General features: G+C 40.8%; 13 protein-coding genes. 3 read left to right on the forward strand and 10 right to left on the reverse strand.

Annotated elements, in window-relative coordinates; genetic code table 11:
• Positions 1-3: 3 nt before the first annotated feature.
• On the reverse strand, positions 4-267 hold the full coding sequence (locus H5117_RS12345; RefSeq protein WP_002961535.1) for a DUF4212 domain-containing protein: 264 nt from the start codon (positions 265-267) through the stop codon (positions 4-6).
• Positions 268-681: 414 nt separating this feature from the next.
• On the opposite strand from H5117_RS12345, the gene H5117_RS12350 reads away from it, so the two are divergent.
• Positions 682-4,122, forward strand: coding sequence for a PAS-domain containing protein (locus H5117_RS12350; RefSeq protein WP_182696468.1), 3,441 nt, complete (start codon positions 682-684; stop codon positions 4,120-4,122).
• 117 nt (positions 4,123-4,239) lie between these two features.
• Here H5117_RS12350 and H5117_RS12355 read toward each other — a convergent pair whose 3' ends face one another.
• From H5117_RS12355 to H5117_RS12370, 4 genes are all read right to left on the reverse strand, one after another.
• Positions 4,240-6,885 carry a DUF2339 domain-containing protein gene (locus tag H5117_RS12355; protein WP_182738099.1) on the reverse strand — a complete coding sequence of 882 codons (2,646 nt, stop codon included), beginning with the start codon at positions 6,883-6,885 and terminating at the stop codon, positions 4,240-4,242.
• 126 nt (positions 6,886-7,011) lie between these two features.
• Positions 7,012-8,373: a hypothetical protein gene (locus H5117_RS12360; protein WP_182738101.1), complete on the reverse strand. Its 1,362-nt coding sequence runs from the start codon at positions 8,371-8,373 to the stop codon at positions 7,012-7,014.
• 164 nt (positions 8,374-8,537) lie between these two features.
• Complete coding sequence (locus H5117_RS12365; RefSeq protein ID WP_182738105.1) at positions 8,538-9,443, reverse strand: GGDEF domain-containing protein; 906 nt, start codon at positions 9,441-9,443, stop codon at positions 8,538-8,540.
• Positions 9,444-9,553: 110 nt separating this feature from the next.
• Entirely contained in the window at positions 9,554-10,138 is a 585-nt protein-coding gene (locus H5117_RS12370; protein WP_002961545.1) for a YqaA family protein, read from the reverse strand.
• Between the two features lie 552 nt (positions 10,139-10,690).
• Here H5117_RS12370 and H5117_RS12375 point away from each other — a divergent pair.
• A complete protein-coding gene (locus tag H5117_RS12375; RefSeq protein WP_182738110.1) occupies positions 10,691-11,926 on the forward strand; it encodes a TMEM143 family protein in 1,236 nt (411 codons plus the stop codon).
• Between the two features lie 77 nt (positions 11,927-12,003).
• Here H5117_RS12375 and H5117_RS12380 read toward each other — a convergent pair whose 3' ends face one another.
• The 5 genes from H5117_RS12380 to H5117_RS12400 form a co-directional block, all read right to left on the reverse strand.
• Positions 12,004-15,141 carry an efflux RND transporter permease subunit gene (locus tag H5117_RS12380; RefSeq protein ID WP_182738122.1) on the reverse strand — a complete coding sequence of 1,046 codons (3,138 nt, stop codon included), beginning with the start codon at positions 15,139-15,141 and terminating at the stop codon, positions 12,004-12,006.
• An 8-nt stretch (positions 15,142-15,149) separates the two neighbouring features.
• On the reverse strand, positions 15,150-16,397 hold the full coding sequence (locus H5117_RS12385; RefSeq protein ID WP_182738132.1) for an efflux RND transporter periplasmic adaptor subunit: 1,248 nt from the start codon (positions 16,395-16,397) through the stop codon (positions 15,150-15,152).
• Positions 16,394-17,656 carry a TolC family protein gene (locus H5117_RS12390; RefSeq protein ID WP_182738135.1) on the reverse strand — a complete coding sequence of 421 codons (1,263 nt, stop codon included), beginning with the start codon at positions 17,654-17,656 and terminating at the stop codon, positions 16,394-16,396. Before H5117_RS12390 ends, H5117_RS12385 begins: the two co-directional genes overlap by 4 nt.
• A 150-nt stretch (positions 17,657-17,806) precedes the next feature.
• Positions 17,807-18,115, reverse strand: a complete 309-nt coding sequence (locus tag H5117_RS12395) for a hypothetical protein (protein ID WP_182738137.1) — start codon at positions 18,113-18,115, stop codon at positions 17,807-17,809.
• Positions 18,116-18,196: 81 nt separating this feature from the next.
• A complete protein-coding gene (locus H5117_RS12400; RefSeq protein ID WP_182738139.1) occupies positions 18,197-19,015 on the reverse strand; it encodes an AraC family transcriptional regulator in 819 nt (272 codons plus the stop codon).
• Positions 19,016-19,127: 112 nt separating this feature from the next.
• Here H5117_RS12400 and H5117_RS12405 point away from each other — a divergent pair, with 112 nt between their 5' ends.
• Complete coding sequence (locus tag H5117_RS12405; RefSeq protein ID WP_182738141.1) at positions 19,128-22,214, forward strand: beta-galactosidase; 3,087 nt, start codon at positions 19,128-19,130, stop codon at positions 22,212-22,214.
• Positions 22,215-22,264 lie beyond the last annotated feature (50 nt).

Here is a 22,264-nt window from a genome sequence, read left to right on the forward strand (position 1 = left end):
CTCCTATTCGTCTACGCCGTATTTTTTATCTAACGTATTCATTTTGAAAACGTACACAAAAATCAAAGCAACAAAGGTATAAATCGCGCCTTGCTGGGCGAACCAGAAGCCAAGTTTAAACCCAAAAAAACGTACTTCATTAAGTACATCAACCAGTAATATGCCAAAGCCAAAAGACACGACAAACCACACTGCTAACAGTTTAAATAACAGCGAAATGTTTTCTGCCCAATAAGCTTTTGCTTGTTCTTCATCTTTAAAAGCCATTTTTGTTTTCCCCTTTAAGCACCGCAATATCGCGATGAGTGGTTTTTTATCTTCGCTTACCAATTTAGCAACGCTGGTTACATATTGAATTGAGACCATAGTCGTAACAGCTTGTTAACGTTTACGTAAACTGCATTTATCATTCAAGCGTGCTTTATATATTTTTATATTATTTCAATTGCTTAGGCTGTTTTTGTAAGCTGGCTTTATGATTAAATTGATAAGTTGGTCATTAATGCGACATTAGTCTAATGCTCAAGGGTGTTTTATTTTTACTGTTAATATTCAATAAGATATAAATAAAATAAAAGTTTTATTTTAAATTCAACCCTCACACTTAACCTCAGTTCTGGTATTGTGTTAATCCCTCATAGGGATGAGGGACTATTTAAAATAATAAGGTTTAATAACAACATGACTGCCGTACTCATTATTGTTGCTTTAAGTTATATAGGTGTGCTGTTTTGGCTTGCCAATTGGGGCGATAAAACAACCCCTTTAGCAAAGCGTATTAGCCATCACCCATTTGTGTATTCACTCTCACTCGGGATTTACTGTACCTCTTGGACTTATTACGGTTCGGTAGGAACAGCCGCCACCAGCAGTTGGAGTTACTTGCCAATATTATTAGGCCCTGCGTTGCTGTTTTTATTCGGCCAAGGATTTTTACGTAAGCTGGTACTGGTAAGTAAAAAACAAAATATAACTACTATTGCTGACTTTATTTCAGCTCGTTACGGCAAACGTCAAACTACAGCAATAATGGTTACTGTAATCGCATTACTGGCAACCATTCCCTACATTGCACTGCAATTAAAAGCGCTTAGTACAAGCTTTTTACTTTTGCAAAACAGTAATAAAATATCCGGCGATATGCTCGCGCTTTCTGCCACACTAATTATGGCTTTATTTGCTATATTTTTTGGTACTCGCAAAGTTGATGTAACTGAATATCGCTCTGGCTTAATGCTCGCTGTTGCATTTGAATCTATGATTAAACTTATTGCTCTTATTGCCGTTGCGGGGCTTGCAGTATTTACACTTTTTAATTTACCCGAAGCCACCACGAACAAAGTAACTGAGTCTATTTGGGGTCACTGGAGCGATTTTAACTTTTTTAGCTTTAACTTTATTGGCCAGTCTTTAATGGCTGCAGCGGCTATTATATGTTTGCCTCGCCAGTTTCATGTAACCGTGGTCGACAACCAAAACAAACGCCACTTACTTACCGCTCGCTGGGCTTTTCCGCTGTATTTACTACTAACAGCCGCAATGATTTTACCTATTGCGACTGCGGCCATTCATCCTGAAATTGGCAGCGGCTATTCACCCGACAGCTTTGTACTTGCCCTACCGCTAATTAACGACAACGCTTTTTTAACCACCTTTGTATTTATAGGTGGGCTATCGGCTGCCACCGCAATGATAGTGGTAGCAACGCTTACATTAAGCACGATGATCTCAAACGATGTGGTACTGCCGTTAATGCTGCGTAGAAAGTTTAAACGTAACTTAATTACCAGCAGTTATAAGTCTCGCATATTACTTGTAAGGCGCTTTGCTATTGCAGGCATATTAATTTTGGCCTATTTCTATCAGCAATGGTTTGGCCATAGTAGCGCACTGGCCAGTATGGGCTTGGTGGCGTTTTCACTTGTTACCCAATTGCTGCCCTCTATTGTGGGTGGTTTATATTGGCGAAAAGGTCATGCTTATGGGGTGTATGCGGGTTTGGTAGCAGGCTTTATTTGCTGGATACTATTTTTAATGCTGCCAATACTCGATGCCGGCACAACCCTTGATAGCGAGCTGCAACAAACGCTTATAACGCGTGGAACCTTGATAGCTTTGTTTGCCAATATTGGTTGTTATATTAGTTTTTCACTTGGGGCTGAGGAGCGCTTAATTGATAAAATTCAGGCCGCTGCTTTTGTTAACCCTAAAGATCAGGCTATTTTATCAAGGCGCTTAAATAAAGACGTAAAAGCCACCGTTTACGACTTTAAAATACTACTGCAAACCTTTCTAGGTATTCAGCGCAGCCAACAAGTACTGGCCCATTACGCACTCGCCCATCATTTAAGCGATAACAACGCACACCCAGAGCCTGAATTTATAGCCTACTGCGAACGCGCGTTAACAGGCGTGCTTGGTGCATCGTCAGCGCAAGCATTAATACATACGGTATCGTCGGGTAAACGTATGGCGTTTGAAGAAGTTGTAAACTTTTTTGACGAAACCACACAAGCGTTGCAATTTAATCAAAATCTGTTATTTACCTCACTCGAAAATTTAAGCCACGGTATTTCAGTTGTTGATAAAGATTTAAAACTCGTTGCATGGAACAAACGCTACAATGAAATGTTTGGCTACCCTGAAGGCTTTTTAGAAGTAGGCCAACCCATAGAAGACATTATTAGATACAACGCTAACCGTGGTGAATGTGGCCCTGGTGAAATAGAACGCCAAGTAGAAAAACGTGTACAGCATTTAAAATATGGCAGCTCGCATCATTTTATTCGCCACCGTCGTAATGGCCAAGTATACGAAATGATTGGTAATCCGCTGCCCGATGGCGGATTTGTTACCAGCTTTTCAGATATTACAAACCACATAAGTACGCAAAATGCGCTTGAAGAAGTAAACATGGATCTTGAAAACCGCATAGAAGCACGTACTCAAGAAGTGCAAACTATCAATAAAGACTTACAAGCTCAAATAGATAGCCGTGTACAAACTGAGCAAGCACTTACTTTGGCTAAACGAGAAGCAGAGCAAGCCAACGACAGTAAAACGCGCTTTTTAGCACTGGCGAGCCACGACATTTTACAGCCGTTAAATGCAGCACGTTTATACCTTGCCGCTATTGACGAAAAACAGCTTGACAGCACTAACCAAAACAGCTTTGAAAAACTAGGCGACAGTCTCGATTCAACCGTGCATTTAATGTCGGCATTGCTTGAAATAGCTAAGCTTGAGCAAGGCGCTATGACCCCTACTCCTCGCCACTTTTATATTGAAGATATTTTAGCGCCACTACAAAGTGAATACGCTATTTTATCAAGTGATAAAGGCCTTAAGCTTAGTGTGCGTTCAAACCAGCAAATTGTGCACAGCGATATAACCTATTTGCGCCGAATTATTCAAAACTTGGTCTCTAATGCAGTTAAATACACCGATAATGGCCGTGTATTAATTGCCTGTAGAAACCGAAAGCATAATTTACGAATAGAAGTATGGGATACAGGCCCTGGGATTAGCGAAGTAGAGCAAGCTAAAATATTTAACGACTTTTACCGTGTTGAGTCGGGCGATAACAAAGGCGTAGGCTTAGGCCTAGGTGTGGTAAAACGTATGGCTGACTTATTAAGTTTGCCGCTTGATGTGCATTCTGAGCCAAATAAAGGTAGCCGTTTTAGCATTGAGGTACCTTATGGTGACGAGCAGTTTGTACAACAAAAAAGTACTACAAACAGCCTAATAGAAAACCGTGCAGCAATTAATATTGTTGCCGTAGACGACGACCCTGAAAATTTAGCAGCAATGGCAAGCTTACTTAAAAAGTGGCAAGCTAATTACACCCTTTTTGATAACGTAGATAATGTACTGGCGCATGCTAAAGAAAACGGTGCACCCGATGTTATTTTAATGGACTACCAATTAGGCAATGACTGCGATGGCATAACGCTAATTAAAACCCTGCGCGAAATTTGGCAAAGCCAAGTCCCTGCTATTTTAATTACCGCCGTGCGCGACACCGAGCTTAAGCAAGAAACCAAAGCCGCTAATATTCATTATTTAAGTAAGCCAATTAAACCGGGCAAACTAAAGGCACTGCTTAATCACAGTACATAGTGATCTAGTTAAAAGTATTCTAGTAAAAAGTGTTCTAGTTAAAAGCTATCAAGTAATAGCGTAAAACAAAAAGCCCAGTATCTTCACTGGGCTTTGCTTTATAAAGTGTTCATAAAATTAAACTGGATTTACTCGGCTTCTAAGCTTTTGGAACAACCAACTTAACCCCACCAACGAAAGCCCTAATCCAATAAACGAAAGCGCTTTAAGTAAGCCCTCCAAGTTAGCCATATCAATTAAAAACACTTTAACAATAACTGCAGCTAGTATGCCTAGGCCTACTTTTTGTATTAATAATTGATTTTTTAAATGACCAAAAATAACAGTACTCGCACCCAATACTAACCAAATAACAGAGTAGCTATAGAGCTCTGCATTGCTCGCCCCTTTTGATAAGTATATATAAGGACCTTGCCAGTACTGACGAATAAAGCTGTTTATTGCCAATAATATAAAGCCACCTGCAACGGCCAATATAAATGGCGTAGCTTTAGCATTTATTGGTTTTACAAGCTTGGCCAGCCAAAGCGTTAATCCTGCAGGTACTAACCACAATAGTAATAACCAGTTAAATATTGGCAGCTCACCTATGTAAAGTGATTCAAATAATGGGTTATCGTCAAGTAGTGTTTTAATAGCAAAAAGCCCTGCTAACCCCGCAAGTGTAAAACCCGCCACTTTATATAACTTAGCTAAAGTACCGGCAAGTTTTGCTCTGTGTAAATACACACACCCTAATGCCAGCCAGTTACAGGTAAGGAGTATTTGTTCGTAAAAGTTAAGTGAATCAAATTGCGGATAATGCCCTACTAGCTGATAACTTGTTTCGGTAGTAATAAAAAGCGCTAAACAATGAAGGGCTGCACCTTCGAGCCATATTTTAAGTTTTGATGAGTCAAAGCACTTAGCTGCGGCAAAAAATAACGCAATACATAACGGATAAACTACAATACTCCAATGCAAACCAAATACCGTAAGTGCATCGTAACTTGGTGTCCAAGGCGCAAGCGTTAAGCGCAGTAATAACGCAGCAACTAAGGCTTTTATAGGCCAATGCGGCATAGGCACGTTATAGCGTTTTATAAGTACGCTTATAAGTAATACTTGTACAGCCAGTGCAATGGTTAGGCCGCTGTCACTTAATAGCATGGTAACTGCTAACGTAATATTGGCATTAGCCCCTACCCAATAAGTAAAACGCTGAAATAGCGTTGTATTATGCTGCGCGAGCTTTATTAAAATAGCCGCCACTACAAACAATGCAACGGCCCAAAGTGGATATGCAGTACTTAACGCAGAATTAGGAATAAGCGTATATAAAGTAGCTATCATTACAAATGCACTAAATGCCCCCGTAATATGAAACGCTAAACGCTTAATCTGTTTTTTACCGTAATAGAGCCCAAAAGCGGTAAGTAACAACCCGAGTAATAAACCCAAACCATACTCATTTTTGAATACAAAGAGGGCGTCATCAAATAGATTTGGCGAAAGATGCGTGCGCTCAGCGCCTAATACTAATAGCGTTGAAATAACTAACGCTACGCCCTGCCAAATATCCCAACGGCTATTTTTAAGGACTAAAAACAACACCAATACAATACTTAACACGCCGATTGCTTGCCACTGCATATCAAAGTGACTGATCAACATAGTAAATATTAAGGGCGCAATAAAAGCGAGTAGTAATGCATGATCTGGAAGCACTTTAATTAAGCGTTTTAAACTGTGCGGGCGATGTTCAATAACATTTAGTTTTAGACCTAAGCGCGGTATAGCAATTAACCCTACAATACTAAGTAAAGCAAATGCCCCCATTAACCAAACGGTATTAACTTTAAGTAGCGTAAAACCAACTAAATACCAGCCAATGTGCCCTGCCCATAATAAATACCACAACCAAGCTCGCTGCACTTTATGTGCAACTAACGCAGCCGACAAACTTACAAAACCAACATACATAAATAACGTAAACAAGTTACCGCTGCCTGTATTAACCCATATTGGTACGCTGTAAGCGCCAATAATACCAAGCACGGCCAATAGCGGGCCTAACCTAAGCGCCATCGCGCTTGCACTAATTGCTATAATAGCTAACGCAAAAAATGCCACGGTAGGGCTCAGCATGTCGTAACTGCTGTAAGCTAAAAGCGTTAAAGCAAAACAGGTAATAAACCCGCCGCTTGCAAGCGCTGCGGGTATGTAATTATTAAAGCCTTCAAATACAATGCGTTTATGGTGTAAATAAGCTGCGGCTGCAATTAAGCTAAGCCCAAATAAGCCGCCTAAACTCAACCTCATTACAGGCGATAATAATCCCGCTTCTAGGCTGTATTTAGCTAAAAAGATGCCCCCAAACGCAAGCGCTATTGCGCCTATCCAGGTCATCCAGTTCTCTTCAAACCCTGCGCGCAATTTATTAAATAGTAATTCTATGGCTGATGCTTCAGCTGGTTTGGCTTTTTTAGGAGGTGCTGATGGCTGATTTATTACAGGTGGCGACGCGTTTTGGGACGTTAAGTTTGGCTGTGCTTTATGAGCAATTGGCTCTGTTATTGAAATCGCTGCCTGAGCCGTAGATGCTTCACTTTGAGGTTCACTTTGCGATATCGATTTATGTGTTTGTAGATGTGTTATTTTGGCCCTTAAAACAGCAACTTCTTGTTTTAATCCATTTAACTGCACTAGCGCTATTAAGCCGCAAATAGCACCGGCAACTACAACCAGTATTACTATGACGGCTAACCCAACTAAATCATCCATGGCACACTCTTATTAATTATTATGCCCTGAGTGTACCTAATTATTAATGAGTAGGTAAATTTTGTTCAATAAAAAAGCCTAAGTACTTAAAGTGCTTAGGCTTTATGCTACTTAATATGCTTAGGTTTATTCAACACTATCGGTAATAGTGCGCTCTAGGGTCATCTTATAACCTGAGCTTGTTGTTTCATCATGCTCTAAAATCAATATGTAGTTACCCTCTTGTGTAAAGTCCATATCGCTTTGTTGAATAAGCACAATTTGCTGGCCGTTGTCTTCGTAAACAACATAAACCGTGTAAATTTCGTTATCTACAACCTGCTCTTCTTGGTCATACTTATCTAGGCCATCGACTACGTTACTAGTGTCGTCTACCGTTTCGCCGTTAAGTGTAAAGTACACATCTACATCTGAAACCGACTGCCCTGCGTAGCTTTCAATTAGGTTTACAACCGATACCGTATGGCTGTAACTGCTTGGTGTTAGATTTTCTTCAACGCTCATCATACGTAAACCGTTATCTGCGTCGTTATAAAAAATACCCACCGCACTTTGCTCGCGCTCTAGCGTCATTAAAAAGTTATCAGCTAGTTTTGTACCTTCTTCGTCGTACATCGCTACGCTGTAACTATTAGGCGAAAGTTCAACATAATCGGTATAAGAGTCACTAGCGACTGTATTTGTTGTGTTTACAGTTGTACCGCGTGTAGCAGAAAAGCTTACTGGCGAGTAGTCATCAACCGTATTTATAAAACGTAATTGCCCCAGGGCAGATTGATGTTTAAGCTCAGTAACGTAGTTGTTATCGGTTACTACATCAAGCGTAATGCCGCCTTCTTCTGTAGCATAACTTGGGCGGATCATTGCTACATAACTTGCTTCATCGTATAAATAAACAGATGACGACTCGTACACAACATCACTGCTGCCCGCTTCTGTTATGTAAATAGTGTAATAACCTTCATCAACGCTTTGCAGATCTAACTCACTTAAATATTGAGCTGATGAGAAAAGTGTCGCGCTTTCAAATACGCCATCATCAGTTGCTAAGTAAATATCGTAGTTAGTGTCCTCTCCTGCAATATTATAAAACCCTAAGTTAAACTCACCCGTATCGCTTGAGATAGGTACGCTAAGCTCTGTAAATGTAGGCTCATCAAAGTTACCACTCATTACTACTAACTGTGTTTTGTCACTCTTAATAGAAATTTCTTGATCGCTAATTGTTATATAGCTGTCGTTAGCATCTAGGTACTCAAAACTTACATCATAAGTGTCTGTGCTGTAGTTATGGCGAGTAGTTACATCAGCAAAATCAGCGCCTGATCGCTCTGTTTCTTCAACAAACAAACGTGTGTATGGACTATTATAAGAGCCGTTATACAATTGGATGTAACCTGTAGAGCTTGAGCTATCGTCAGAGCCACAGCCCGACAAAATAGTAATTAGACTTAAGGGTAATGCAGCTTTTAGTAGGGAGTTGGTCATTAAGGTTATTCCTTATTATTAATATCCCCATTATGACCCAAACATTCTATTTTAATTTCATGATTTACAAAGCATTACCCTCACTGACATTTCCTTACGAAAACGTTAAAAAGTGTAGTAAATGTGCAAACAATAAGGACGTGTTTTTATATAATTAAAAACGCTTACGGGGCAACTTCAAAACGATCCCGACCTGTTTTTTTAGCTACGTATAGAGCTTGATCGGCACGCTTCATGACTTTATCGAGGGGCTCGTTAGGGGTTTGTTTTGCTACGCCAATACTTACTGTTAAATGGCGCGTATTTTTAACATTGATAGTGTGCGCAAGGTCTATTAATTGCTGACAAAACTCACTAACTTGCTCTATATTACTTGTTGGTAAATAACCTCCAAACTCCTCACCGCCCAAGCGAGCAAACTGCGCGTTTCCTTCAAATGCATTATTGTATGTAGTTGCTAACTGCTGAAGAATTGAGTCGCCCACATCATGACCAAACTCATCATTAATTGCTTTAAAGTGGTCTATATCGATAATTAAAATAACGTAAGGTGAGTGCTGAGCACCTTTAGCGTGCTGATAAAAATAACGTCTATTATGTACCTTGGTTAAATCGTCAATAATGAGCTCACGCGCTAATCGGTTATTAATACTTTGTACAAAGCGCATAGTTTTAAATAAACCATAGGAAGTTAAAAGCATGCCGCTGGTTCTACATAAGTCTTCAAAATAAACACTTACCCAGTAAGGCTGTACAACTAACTCATCAAGCACGTCTGCCGTGGTGCCAATACTCCATAGTAATAAACCAAAACTAGAAAAAATATATGCTTTTTTAGATAGCTCAGAGCATTGAACCATCCAAAACAGAAATATAATGACAGTTAAATTAATAAAATCGGTAGTAAAACCGTACACATTGTTTTGAACTTGTAAGGGAGGAAAGCTAGTTAGGGAGTAGGCTGAAAAAATAGCAATATAGATCAATAAAGCTAAACTTAAAACTTTATTGATCAAAGGCATTTTATAAAAGTTAGAAAGTTTAACGGTAAGTTTTACTGTTTCAATCATATTAATTGCTAGGTTTTTCAGTACTTCATTTGAAAACTATAGCACAATAATAAAAACCATCACGAAGATGAAAACCGTAATCCCCCTCAAATTTAAACTTAAACTTAAACTTAAACTACGGTACTAAGTCCCCACAATCCCAACACTAAAATAGTAATGCCAATCATCGCTTTAGTTTTATGTTTACTAATAATTCGCTCAGCTTCATTACCGGCATAATAAACAATAATAGCCAGGCCAAAGTAACGAATAGAACGCGCAATACCTGAGGCCAATAAAAATAACCAAATAGAGTACTTAGTCGCGCCCGCTGCAAGCATCGCTATTTGAAACGGAATGGGCACAATACCCAGTGTTATTACAAACCAAAAGCCTTGATCTTGCATTTTTTGTTTAACGTTTTCAAATTGCTCAGGGCTCGAAAGTGTATTAATAATCCAATCGCCTACTGCATCAAATAAATAGTAACCCAATGCATAACCAAACAATGCCCCCACTATGCAGCCTAAGGTCGCCATTAATGCTATAAGCCATAGCTTTTCTCGACGAGCCTGCATAAGAGGCACAAGCACTGCTTCAAGTGGAATAGGAACTATGGTTGACTCTAAAAACGACGCCACTGTAATACCGCTAAGCATATGCTTAGAGTCAATAAAATTACGCGTTTTTTCTTTTAGCTTTTTTTGAATTGCCATAGTAAATCCTTTTCACTTATCAGTAAGAACAAGATTATTCAATGAGCTAATAATTACATATTTAGGTTAATACACGCTGAAAACAGTGTAGTAAATCTACAGGTCCTAGGACGTATTGATCTTTGTGGATTGAAATTTGTTCAATCCAAGGAAGATTAAATCGCGACGCGAGGTTTGTAACCTAGTAGGCTCGGTAACTGCTCCTGCGTTACCCTACTGGCTTACATCCATGTAAGAATAAGTAAAAATCGAGCAAAGCTTCCGCGTCCTGCTCACGCCCCTTACCTACATCCATGTAGGCACAAAGAGTTAATCGTCCCTAGAAAGAACCCAGAGGGCAGCGCATTTGGTATTTATGCTGCGTTATCGCCTTATTTATGGGGAATAACGACACGACATAGGCTCTGCCTTGCCTAAAAACCAAACACACAGCTGCAAATTCAACCACCAATGATCAATACGCCCTACTGCATTAACAAATTAGTAATATCCATAAGAATATTTTATTATGTGTCAATGCAGTTAAATACCTACCAAAGCAGTTAAAAACTTATGCAAAGTGCGCGTTTTATTCCCTTTAGAAAGCAAGATATTGTCGATATGTGTAGCGAAGAGCTTAAAAGCAGTACACAAAAAACATCGTTTAAACAATTTTGTGATTTACTAGCAAGCCTTATTCATTACGATTACCACTCAACACTTGAATCACTTAAAAACAACTACGCACCGTTTGATCCCAATAGTGACACGCGATCATTAGCGCCAGTATCGGAGGATCAAAAAGCGCAGTGCCAACGAGATTTTGCTAAAGATTTTGCTAAGGTACTTAATGCAGCTAACTTTGAAGTGATCACCAATGAAGACTTACAAGATGCATTGAACGAAGAGTCACTATTTAAGGTGCGCCTTGAGGTTGAATTTGATGACTTTGAAGAAGTGGTTTTTTATCGCCGTGGCGAGTCGCAACTCACTGAAACCATAACCAGCTTTTGGGGCCTTCGTAAAAAACCGCTGCACTTTACTAATTACGACCGAGTAGCCGTGTTTATTCGCTTTAAAGACAGCGCTTATTTTAAAGCTAAAAATAAAATGCCTTTAGGGTTTGAGCCAAGTTCGACCATAGTTAAGCTGTTTCAAAATGTGCCAAAGGCCGATCTCGAAATGCTATTTCCTAATAGCGAAGTACGCATGCGCCCTATTGATAAAGCAATTATTGGCTCATCGGCTTTAATTGGCGGTGCGGTGGTACTTATAACTAAGCTTGGTGCATCAATTTTATTATTGCTTGCTCTGTTTGCTTTTTGGGGGGGCTTTAGAAGTGAAGCTGTCGAAATGACGCAACAACACTTTATTACCTTTGCTATTGGCATGGGAGTATTTGGCAGCTTTATTTTTAAAGAGTGGAGTAAGTTTAAAAACCGTAAAATTAAATTTATGAAAGCGCTTAGCGATAACCTCTACTTTAAAAACCTTGATAATAACGCCGGTGTTTTTCACACCCTTATAGACGCCGCCGAAGAAGAAGATATAAAAGAAGCGCTGCTTGCGTATACGTTTTTACTAAAATCAGAAAACGGCTTAACCGCCCAAACGCTTGATGAACAAATAGAGCATTGGTTTAAAAGCAAATACCAGTGCGATCTTGATTTTGAAATTAGCGATGCGCTTGAAAAGTTGGAGCGTATGCGCTTAGTAACGTGCACTAATGATGTGTATAGCGCAATAAATTTGGAACACGCAAAAACTATTTTGGATGAGCGCTGGGATAACTTGTTTCAATATAATTAACCTGCAAAGTTTACTTAACAACAAAAAGCAGCTGAAATTTCAGCTGCTTTTTACGTTATGTATTGAGCTTCAACTGGCTAAGCTGCTTGATGCCTATTAAACTTTGCATGCACTAATTTATAAAGTGCAGGCAATATTAATAGCGTAAGTAAGGTTGATGAAATAATCCCGCCAACCACAACCGTAGCCAGCGGCCTTTGTAGCTCAGCGCCGGTGCCAGTATTTAGCGCCATAGGAATAAACCCTAAACTTGCCACTAAAGCGGTCATAAGTACTGGACGCAGGCGCGAAAGTGCACCTGTTTGTATCGCATCGATTAAACTGAGCCCATCGGCTCTTAATTGTTTAATAAACGACAGCATAACCACGCCATTTAATACCGCTACACCACTTAGCGCTATAAACCCCACGCCTGCCGATATTGATAACGGCATATCGCGTAATAGTAACGCAAGCACACCTCCGGTCAGTGCAAGTGGTACGCCGCTAAATATAATTAACGAATCACGAAGTGAATTAAACGCACTGTAAAGCAGGCCAAATATAAGCAATAAAGTAACTGGCACCACCAGCGATAACCGCTTACTTGCCGATTCTAATTGCTCAAATGTGCCGCCGTATTCAATCCAATAACCACTTGGTAAATTAAGATCTGAATTTAAAGCGGCTTGTGCATCACTTACAAAGCTTGCTAAATCACGCCCTTCTACATTTGCAGTAACAACAACATTACGCTTACCGCTTTCACGGTTTATTTGATTAGGCCCTTTATCAATACTAATTGTTGCCACTTCACCAAGCGGTACAAATGCAAGGTCTGGGTTGGCACTTTTTGGCACGGCCACTGGCAAACGCGCAAGCTGTGATACATCGCTTGACCAGCGCTCATCTAAACGCACTAATAACGAAAAGCGTTTATCGCCTTCGTAAATAAGCCCGGTTTGTACACCGCCTACCGCAGCACTTACACTTTGCTGTATATCGGTTACTGTTAAACCTAACAGCGCCATATGATCGCGAAGCGGCGTTACCGAAAGTGTAGGCAAACCTTCCATTTGCTCAAGGCGTACATCAGTTGCGCCAGTAATGTTTTGCACCAAGGCTGTGGCTTTTTCGCCATACTGTTTTAATGTTGATAAATCATCGCCATAAATACGCACCGCAACGTCGGCGCGCACGCCTGCTATTAACTCGTTAAAACGCATTTCTATAGGTTGCGTAAACTCATAATTATTACCTGGTACTTCATTTACTAAATGGCGAATTTGCTTAACCAGCTCTTCTTTACTTAAAGCAGGATTAGGCCATTGTTCGCACGGCTTTAACATTAAAAAGGTATCGGCAACGTTAGGTGGCATAGGATCGTTTGCTACATCTGGAGTGCCAATTTTTGAAAATACTTTTTCAACTTCAGGTATGTCTAAAATGGCTTGCTCTAGCTCTTTTTGCATTTTTACCGATTGTTCAATACCGGTGCCGGTAATGCGCAGTGCGTGCATGGCTATATCGCCTTCATCAAGCTGCGGTAAAAATTCAGCGCCCATATTTTTAACTTTAAAGCCAAGTGCAATTACAAGCACAGCAGCAATGCTTAACATTACCCACGGCAACTTAAGCGATAAACCAAGCAGTGGTTTGTAGCCTTTTTTAATAACGCGCATAACCGCATTTTCGCTCTCACTCACCTTGCCACGTACAAATACCGCAATAGCGGCAGGTACAAAGGTAACAGCAAAAATAAGTGCGCCAACTAGTGCGGCTACAACCGTAAATGCCATTGGCTGAAACATTTTTCCCTCAACCCCGCTTAGTGCAAACAGCGGCAAATACACCAGCATAATAATTAAAATGCCAAATACTGCTGGACTGAACACTTCTTTAGTAGCGGCGGTTACAACACTTAAACGCTCGTTTAAAGTAAGTAGCCGGCCATGTTTATGCTGCGCAAGGCCTAATTGCCTTAAACAGTTTTCAACCACAATTACAGCGCCATCAACGATTAAACCAAAGTCGATTGCGCCTAAACTCATTAGATTACCCGATACGCGATTACCTACCATGCCGGTAACGGCAAATAACATACTAAGCGGAATAACCATTGCCGTAATAAGCGCACCAGTTACATTACCTAATAACAGCAGCAAAATAACAATCACTAGCACCGCGCCTTCGAACAGGTTGGTTTTTACGGTTGCTATGGTTTTATCAACAAGGGTTGTGCGGTCATAAACTGCTTCTACCACAACACCTTCAGGCAAGCTTAGCTGTACGTCTTTGAGTTTATCAGCCATGGCTTTTGCCACTACGCGACTGTTTTCGCCAATTAGCATCATGGCGGTGCCGAGCACGGTTTCTTTACCGTTATAAGTAGCAGCGCCGGTTCTAAGCTCTTTACCTAAACGCACATTTGCTACATCTTTAATCCGTACCGGTGCATCATCTCGCTTAGCAATAACCGTGTTAGCGATGTCATCAATGGTTTTTAATTGCCCTGGCGAGCGCACTAAATATTGTCCGTCAAAACGTTCTATAAACCCTGCGCCTTGATTACTGTTATTTAATTTAAGTGCAGTAATTACATCGCTTAGCGTGAGCTTATAAGCGAGTAGTTTTTCAGGCATGGGCGCTACTTGGTACTGGCGCTCAAAGCCACCTTGGCTGTTTATTTCGGTAACGCCTTTTACTTTTAATAGCTGCGGGCGAATAACCCAATCTTGCAGAGTACGTAAATCCTCTGCATTAAATGGCGTACCATCATCTTTTAATGCACCGTTATTTGCATGCACAGAATAAGTAAAAATCTCCCCTAGCCCGCTGGCAATTGGCCCTAAGTTTGGCTCAATATTGGCTGGCAAGTCTGAGCGAATACTTTGTATGCGCTCTGATATTTGCTGGCGCGCCCAGTAAATATCGGTCCCTTCATTAAAAATAACGGTAACTTGCGAAAGCCCATAACGCGAAATTGAGCGGGTGTAATCAAGCTTAGGAATACCCGCCATTGCAGTTTCAATCAAATATGTAATGCGCTGCTCGGCTTCAAGCGGGGTAAAGCCCGGCGCTTTGGTATTTATTTGAACTTGCACGTTAGTTATATCGGGTACGGCATCAACGGCTAAATTTTGTGTGTTGTATACACCAAACCCAGCAAATAAAAGCGTGAGCGCAAGCACCATCATGCGGCGTTTAACCGCAAAAGAAACGATCCAATCAATCATGCTGCCTCCTAGTGTGAGTGGCTTGCGCCGCTTTTTAATATATCGGCTTTAATTACATAACTATTTTGCGTTACGTACTCACTATTTGGCGAAAGCCCCTCAAGTACCTCTACCCACTCGCTGTTTTTAGCACCAAGCTTTACAGGGCGTACTTCAAATACATTGCCGCTTTTAATAAACACACTAGGTTTGCCGTTAAATTCCTGCACAGCTGTAGCCTTTACTCGCACTGCAGCATCTACTTTTGCAGTACTAATGTCGCTATTAACATGCATACCAGGACGCCAATGACCATCAGGGTTTGTAAGCTCGATTCGCGCACGCGCAATATGCCCGCCGCTCATCATCGGGGCTATGTAAAACACCTCACCTTGCGCATTTAAATGATGATGTAAATCGTACACTTTTGCGCTTTCTCCTATGGCGAGCTTTTCAATATTTTCAGGAAAAGCCGAGAGCTCGACCCATACGGTTTCAAGGTTTACTATTTGCATTAATGCGCTATTGGCAAGCTCACCGCGCTTTAAATATTGCTCGGTAATAACGCCTGTAATTGGGCTTTTTATGGTGTAATTTTGCAGTGTTTCGCGGTTGGTTATACTGGCAAGCTTATCGCCTTTTTTAACGTTTTGACCAATGCTTACAAAGATATCGTTAACTAAGCCGGTATAAGGCGCCATTACTTCAACGGTGCCGTGCGCGGTGGGTGCTATAACACCAAATAGAGTATCTGTTAGTTCAACGCTACCTGCTTTTGCTATCTCGGTTTTAATTCCTGCGCGTTCAATTGCTTGGGAGCTTAGCGTTGTACGCCCTTCTTCTTGCTCATAATGATAATTTATTTCAACGCCTTTATAGCGTGCCATTACATCAAGCTTAAAAGAATGCGGCTCGTTTACGCTCACGGTACTTACTAAATAGTCATCTTCAGCTTTGAAGCGAATAAGCTGTGGCTCTTCACTTAAACGTTGCACGTTTATGGTTACGTCTAACTGGTTTATATCCACAGCTTTATCGTTATTAAACCCATATATTCGCAGCTCGGTATTACCTGCAAACTGGGTTAACTTAAGCTCTAAATCAAGGGCGTTATTGGTTAGTAAAAATCCGCCGTGTGGGCCTTTTTGTGTGTGTTCGTCTTTGTGGCCTTCTTCGTGACCTTTTTCATGATGGCTATCAGATGCCATAGCCGTGCTACTTAAAAATGGGAATGTAAATAATTGCGTTATAAATAATGCGATAAGAGTGTTATTCATGATTGATGAGTCTCAATTAAAGGTTGGCCAGTTAAACGCTCAAGGGTAAGCAGCACTTGATATAGCTCGCTATGGATGTTGATAAGTGCGCGTTTAGAATCAAATAAAACTTGCTGTGCGTCTAGCAATTGCAACACCGATATTTGCCCTTGTTGATAGCTTTTTAAACTTTGTTTTATAAGCGTTTGTGCTTGTGGAATAACTTGATGTGTTAATAGCTGTGCCTGCGCAGTTTTACCTTGATAATACGCATAGAGCGTGCGTATTTGCTGGCGTAGCTGAACACGTAATTGACCTTGTTGCTCATTGAGTAGCGTAAGTTGATGCTTTGCAGCCTCAATATTACCGCTATTAGAATTGCTTAATTGCAGTGGCATTGAAAAAGAAAACACCAACGAGCTGGCATCAGTTTGCTGGTTATATCGCACGCCACCACCCAGGGTTAAATCGCTTTGCCCGCTTGAGCGTTGCAGCGACAAATTAGCCGTTTGCTGCATATATTGCTGCTGCAGCAGTGCAAATTCAGGTGCTGTATTTACCGCATCAAGTAGCACTGCTTCACTTTTAACAGCAGCTATTTGTGATAAATCGCCAGCATAGTAATTACTCACTTGCGGCTCTTGCCAAAGCTCGGTTAGAGCTAAGCGCGCACGCTCAAATTCGCTATTTAGCATCAGCGTATTTAAATCTACTTGGCTTAATGCATAACGCATGCGGGTTACATCAGCACTTGAGGCTGCACTCGCTTTAGCGCGTTTTTCAATTGCGTTAAGTGCCTGCTTAACGGTGTTTTTACGCTCACTATTTAAAGCAATTAACGCCTGAAATTTAAGTATTTGGTAATAGCGCTCAGCGGTGGTTGCTAAAAGTGCTAACCGAGTATTTTTATACTCAATTGTTTGCGCTTTTATATTGGCAGTGGCGTAGTTAATGCGGTTTTGGCGTTTATCACCCAGCTCTATTAATTGACTTAAAGCCAGCGTGTACTGCGCCCCCGAAAACGCATGAGAGCCGTGAGTTCCTAAAAAGTTTTCAGCTTCAAAACTCAGCTCAGGATTAGGTGAAAGCGCAGCTTGGGTTTTAAGCGCCGTTAATATTTTTTGATGATACGGGTAGCGTTTAAGTTCAGCATTTTGCTGCTCGGTATTTTTAAGCGCTTGCTTTAGCGTTAATACGTTTTGAGGCTCATTTTTTGCCAAAACGCTCATTGCAGGTAATGCGCACAGTAGCGCCACCAGCATAAGTGGTTTTTTATTCATATAGCATGTCCGTTTTTTAACAAACAGAGTTGACTTAATCACTACGCCTATTTTAAAAACAAGCGCAATTAAGCAACCTAAATATGTACATAACTAGCCTTATAGCGCACAGGCGCAGGCAGTTATTTACAAAGTGTTTAAAATTAAAAACTAGCTATAAAAATTTGGTGGCGGAACATCTGGTGGATAGTTTAAACCGCTATAGCACGCAGGCAGTGTAGCTTGGCTTTGCTCAGGGCTTATAGAGTGATTTAGCGTACTGTAGTAACCACAGTGGCAATGCTGATGGGCATGTATTTCAGTAGGTGATTGCGCATCTTCATCGTTTGCATTTGCTTGAGAATAAACATGCGTAGCATGATCAACTTCTTCTTGCAGGTGATACGCCGCCACATCACAGCTAATAAAGCTGTGCACAAGCACTAAAAGTATCACGACTAAAAAGTAGTTTGAGCGCATTACCTACCTAAAAACTCTAAAATGCAATTTAAGAAATCGCACAATACCTTAAATTTATTCAAATGTAGAGAGCCGCTTACGTTATTTTCTAAATTCACTTGGTGATACACCCACTGATTTTTTAAACCGTTTAGAAAAATTAAATATATTAGGATACCCCACGTAAGCAGCAATATGGGCAACAGGCCAGCGAGTATTTAGTAGTAAGCTTTTAGCTCGTTTAATGCGTAAATAAATAAGCTGCTGCATAGGGCTTTTACCAAATTGCGCTTGGCATAACCTATGTAAATGCGGTGCTGAGTAATGCACGTGCTCGCACATAACTTCTATTGTCCAATCAAACTGCAGGCGCTCTTCTACCTCTAAAAACAAGCTGGTTAATCTGTTTTGCCCACCTATTTGCGGCTCGCTTTGCAACGTAGCGTTTAAATAGTGGCTTAAAATAGGCATAACACCTTCGCGCAAAGTAGCGTTACTTTCGCTATATAAAAGCTCCATAGCTAAATGTAATGGCGCTAATTGCTGATTAGTTAATACCTTAGCCTGTGCTAAATTTAAATGTTGCCAACGTTTAGTGTTTGCAAGGTTTAGCCAAATCACATCCCACTTTTCGCTTGCTATTTTAACCTCAAAACTTTGCCTTGCAGGCAATATAGCTAAGCTATTTTCAGTTAATGAGTATTGGTTATTAACTGTTTTAAGTGTGCCCTGACCAGCCAAAGTATAAAAAAGAGTGTGTTCGAGCGGGTTAGTACGTGCAACACAATAGTCACCCAATAAATTAGAGCAACCTGCCAGCTCTATTTCAAGGTTTGGCATTTGCGAAAGCGTGGTTAAATCAATAAACCGCTCTGTACACTCTGGGCCAATATCAAGTACATCTACAATAGTGTTGCGCATAATTTAAAATGATAGTTTTGGACAAATAAAAGAGAGCTTTAAGCATAACCTCAACGCATTATTTTAGCTATATTTAAGCCACTATAATTGCCATACATGCAATAGGATACCAATGAACTCACTACAACACATAATTAACCGCCGTGATTGGGAAAACCCAATTTCAGTACAAGTTAATCAAGTAAAAGCGCACAGCCCACTCAATGGATTTAAAAGCGTTGACCATGCCCGTACTAACACACAATCACAAAAACAAAGTTTAAACGGCCAATGGGATTTTAAATTATTTGATAAACCCGAAGCGGTTGATGAGTCATTACTAAGTGAAACACTAAACAGCGACTGGCAAAGCATTACAGTGCCTTCTAACTGGCAATTACACGGCTTTGATAAACCAATTTACTGTAATGTTAAATACCCATTTGCAGTTAACCCGCCATTTGTACCAAGCGATAACCCAACAGGTTGCTACCGCACTGAGTTTACTATTACACCGGATCAATTAGCGCAGCGTAACCATATTATTTTTGAAGGCGTAAACTCGGCGTTTCACCTTTGGTGTAACGGTCAATGGGTGGGCTACTCACAAGATAGCCGCTTACCGAGCGAGTTTGATTTAAGCGAACTGTTAGTAGTAGGCACCAACCGTATTGCGGTTATGGTTATTCGCTGGAGCGATGGCAGTTATTTAGAAGATCAGGACATGTGGTGGCTAAGCGGTATTTTTCGCGATGTTAACTTACTTACAAAACCACAAAACCAAATACGTGATGTGTTTATAACCCCCGATTTAGACGCTTGCTATCGCGATGCAACGCTACATATAAAAACCGCGATAAATGCGCCAAATAACTACCAAGTAGCAGTACAGGTTTTTGATAATGAGCAAGCATTGTGTGAGCCACAAATTCAAAGCACTAACAATAAACGCGTTGATGAAAAAGGCGGCTGGAGCGATGTTGTATTTCAAACCATTGATATACAAAGCCCTAAAAAGTGGACCGCCGAAACCCCATACTTATACCGCTGCGTTGTAAGCCTGTTAGATGAGCAAGGCAACACAGTAGATGCAGAAGCCTATAGTATTGGCTTTAGAAAAGTAGAAATGCTTAACGGGCAGCTTTGCCTAAACGGCAAGCCGTTACTTATACGCGGCGTTAACCGCCACGAGCATCACCCTGAAAACGGCCACACAGTAAGCACCGCCGACATGATTGAAGATATTAAGCTAATGAAGCAAAATAACTTTAATGCTGTACGTACTGCTCACTATCCTAACCACCCGCGTTTTTACGAGCTGTGTGACGAGCTAGGTTTATACGTAGTGGACGAAGCCAATATAGAAACCCATGGCATGTTCCCTATGGGTAGGCTTGCCAACGATCCGCAGTGGGCTGGTGCATTTATGTCGCGCTATACACAAATGGTTGAGCGCGATAAAAACCACGCCTCTATTATTATTTGGTCACTGGGTAACGAATGCGGACACGGCGCCAACCACGATGCTATGTACGGATGGTCAAAAAGCTTTGACCCTTCTCGCCCAGTGCAATACGAAGGTGGCGGCGCAAATACCACAGCAACCGACATTATTTGCCCTATGTATGCCCGTGTAGATACACATGTTGCCGATGACGCCGTACCAAAATATTCAATAAAAAAATGGCTAAGCCTACCGGGTGAAACGCGCCCACTTATTTTATGTGAGTACGCCCATGCAATGGGTAACAGCCTAGGTAGCTTTGACGATTACTGGCAAGCATTTAGAGAATACCCACGCCTGCAAGGTGGCTTTATTTGGGATTGGGTAGACCAAGGTTTATCTAAAACTGACGAAAATGGTGAGCATTACTGGGCTTACGGTGGCGATTTTGGTGATGAACTAAATGACCGCCAATTTTGTATTAACGGCTTATTATTCCCTGACCGCACGCCGCACCCTAGCCTGTTTGAAGCTAAATACAGCCAACAGCATTTACAATTTACATTGCGCGAGCAAACTAAAAATCAATACACTATTGATGTATTTAGCGATTACGTATTTAGACACACAGATAACGAAAAGCTCGTTTGGCAGTTAATGCAAAATGGCATCTGTGTTGAACAAGGCGAGCATGTACTTAATATTGCTCCGCAAAGTACACACACGTTAACAATTAAAACTAAAACAGCGTTTGAGCAAGGTGCGCAATATTACCTTAATTTAGATGTAGCACTAATTAACGACTCACACTTTGCAAATGCTAATCACGTTATGGATTCAGAGCAGTTTAAGCTTATAAATAGTAATAATTTAAACAGTGAATCATTTGCATCAACTACAGAGCAAAGCGCTATAAGTGTTAACGAAACCGACTCCCACCTATGTATTGAAAACGATAAATTTAAACTTGTTTTTAGTAAGCAATCAGGGCTTATAGAGCAGTGGTTACAAAACGATACTCAGGTTATTAGTAGCCCACTGGTTGATAACTTTTATCGCGCCCCGCTTGATAACGACATAGGCGTAAGCGAAGTAGATAACCTAGATCCTAATGCATGGGAGGCACGTTGGTTACGTGCAGGTATAGGGCAATGGCAGCGCACATGTAGCTCAATTCACGCAGTTCAATCAAGCGTTGATATACGTATTACTTGTGTATTTAATTATGAATTTAACGGCGTGCTACAAGCAAAAACACAATGGCTATATACACTAAATAATACCGGCAATATTAGCTTAAATGTTGATGTGCAACTAAACGATACTCTACCGCCAATGCCGCGTATAGGGCTAAGTACAACGCTTAACAAGCAAAGCGATACAAAAGTAAACTGGCGTGGTTTAGGGCCTTTTGAAAACTACCCAGATCGCAAAGCCGCAGCACGTTTAGGTTATTACAGCTTAAGTTTAAATGAGCTACATACCCCGTATATTTTCCCAACCGATAACGGCCTGCGTAGTGATTGCCAATTACTGCGTATTAATAATTTAACCGTAACCGGTGCGTTTTTATTTGCAGCCAGTGAGTATTCGCAAAGTATGTTAACGCAAGCGAAACACACAAACGAACTCATTGCTGATGATTGCGTACATGTACACATTGATCATCAACATATGGGGGTTGGTGGCGATGATTCATGGAGCCCAAGTACCCATAAAGAATATTTACTTGAGCAAAAGCAGTACAGTTATTCTTTAACATTATCTGCTGAATAATTTAAACAAAAATAGCGGCCAAATTGGCTGCTATTTTTAATTAACACACA

The sequence above is a fragment of the Pseudoalteromonas sp. SG45-1 genome (assembly GCF_014164135.1).
Classification (GTDB): domain Bacteria; phylum Pseudomonadota; class Gammaproteobacteria; order Enterobacterales; family Alteromonadaceae; genus Pseudoalteromonas; species Pseudoalteromonas distincta.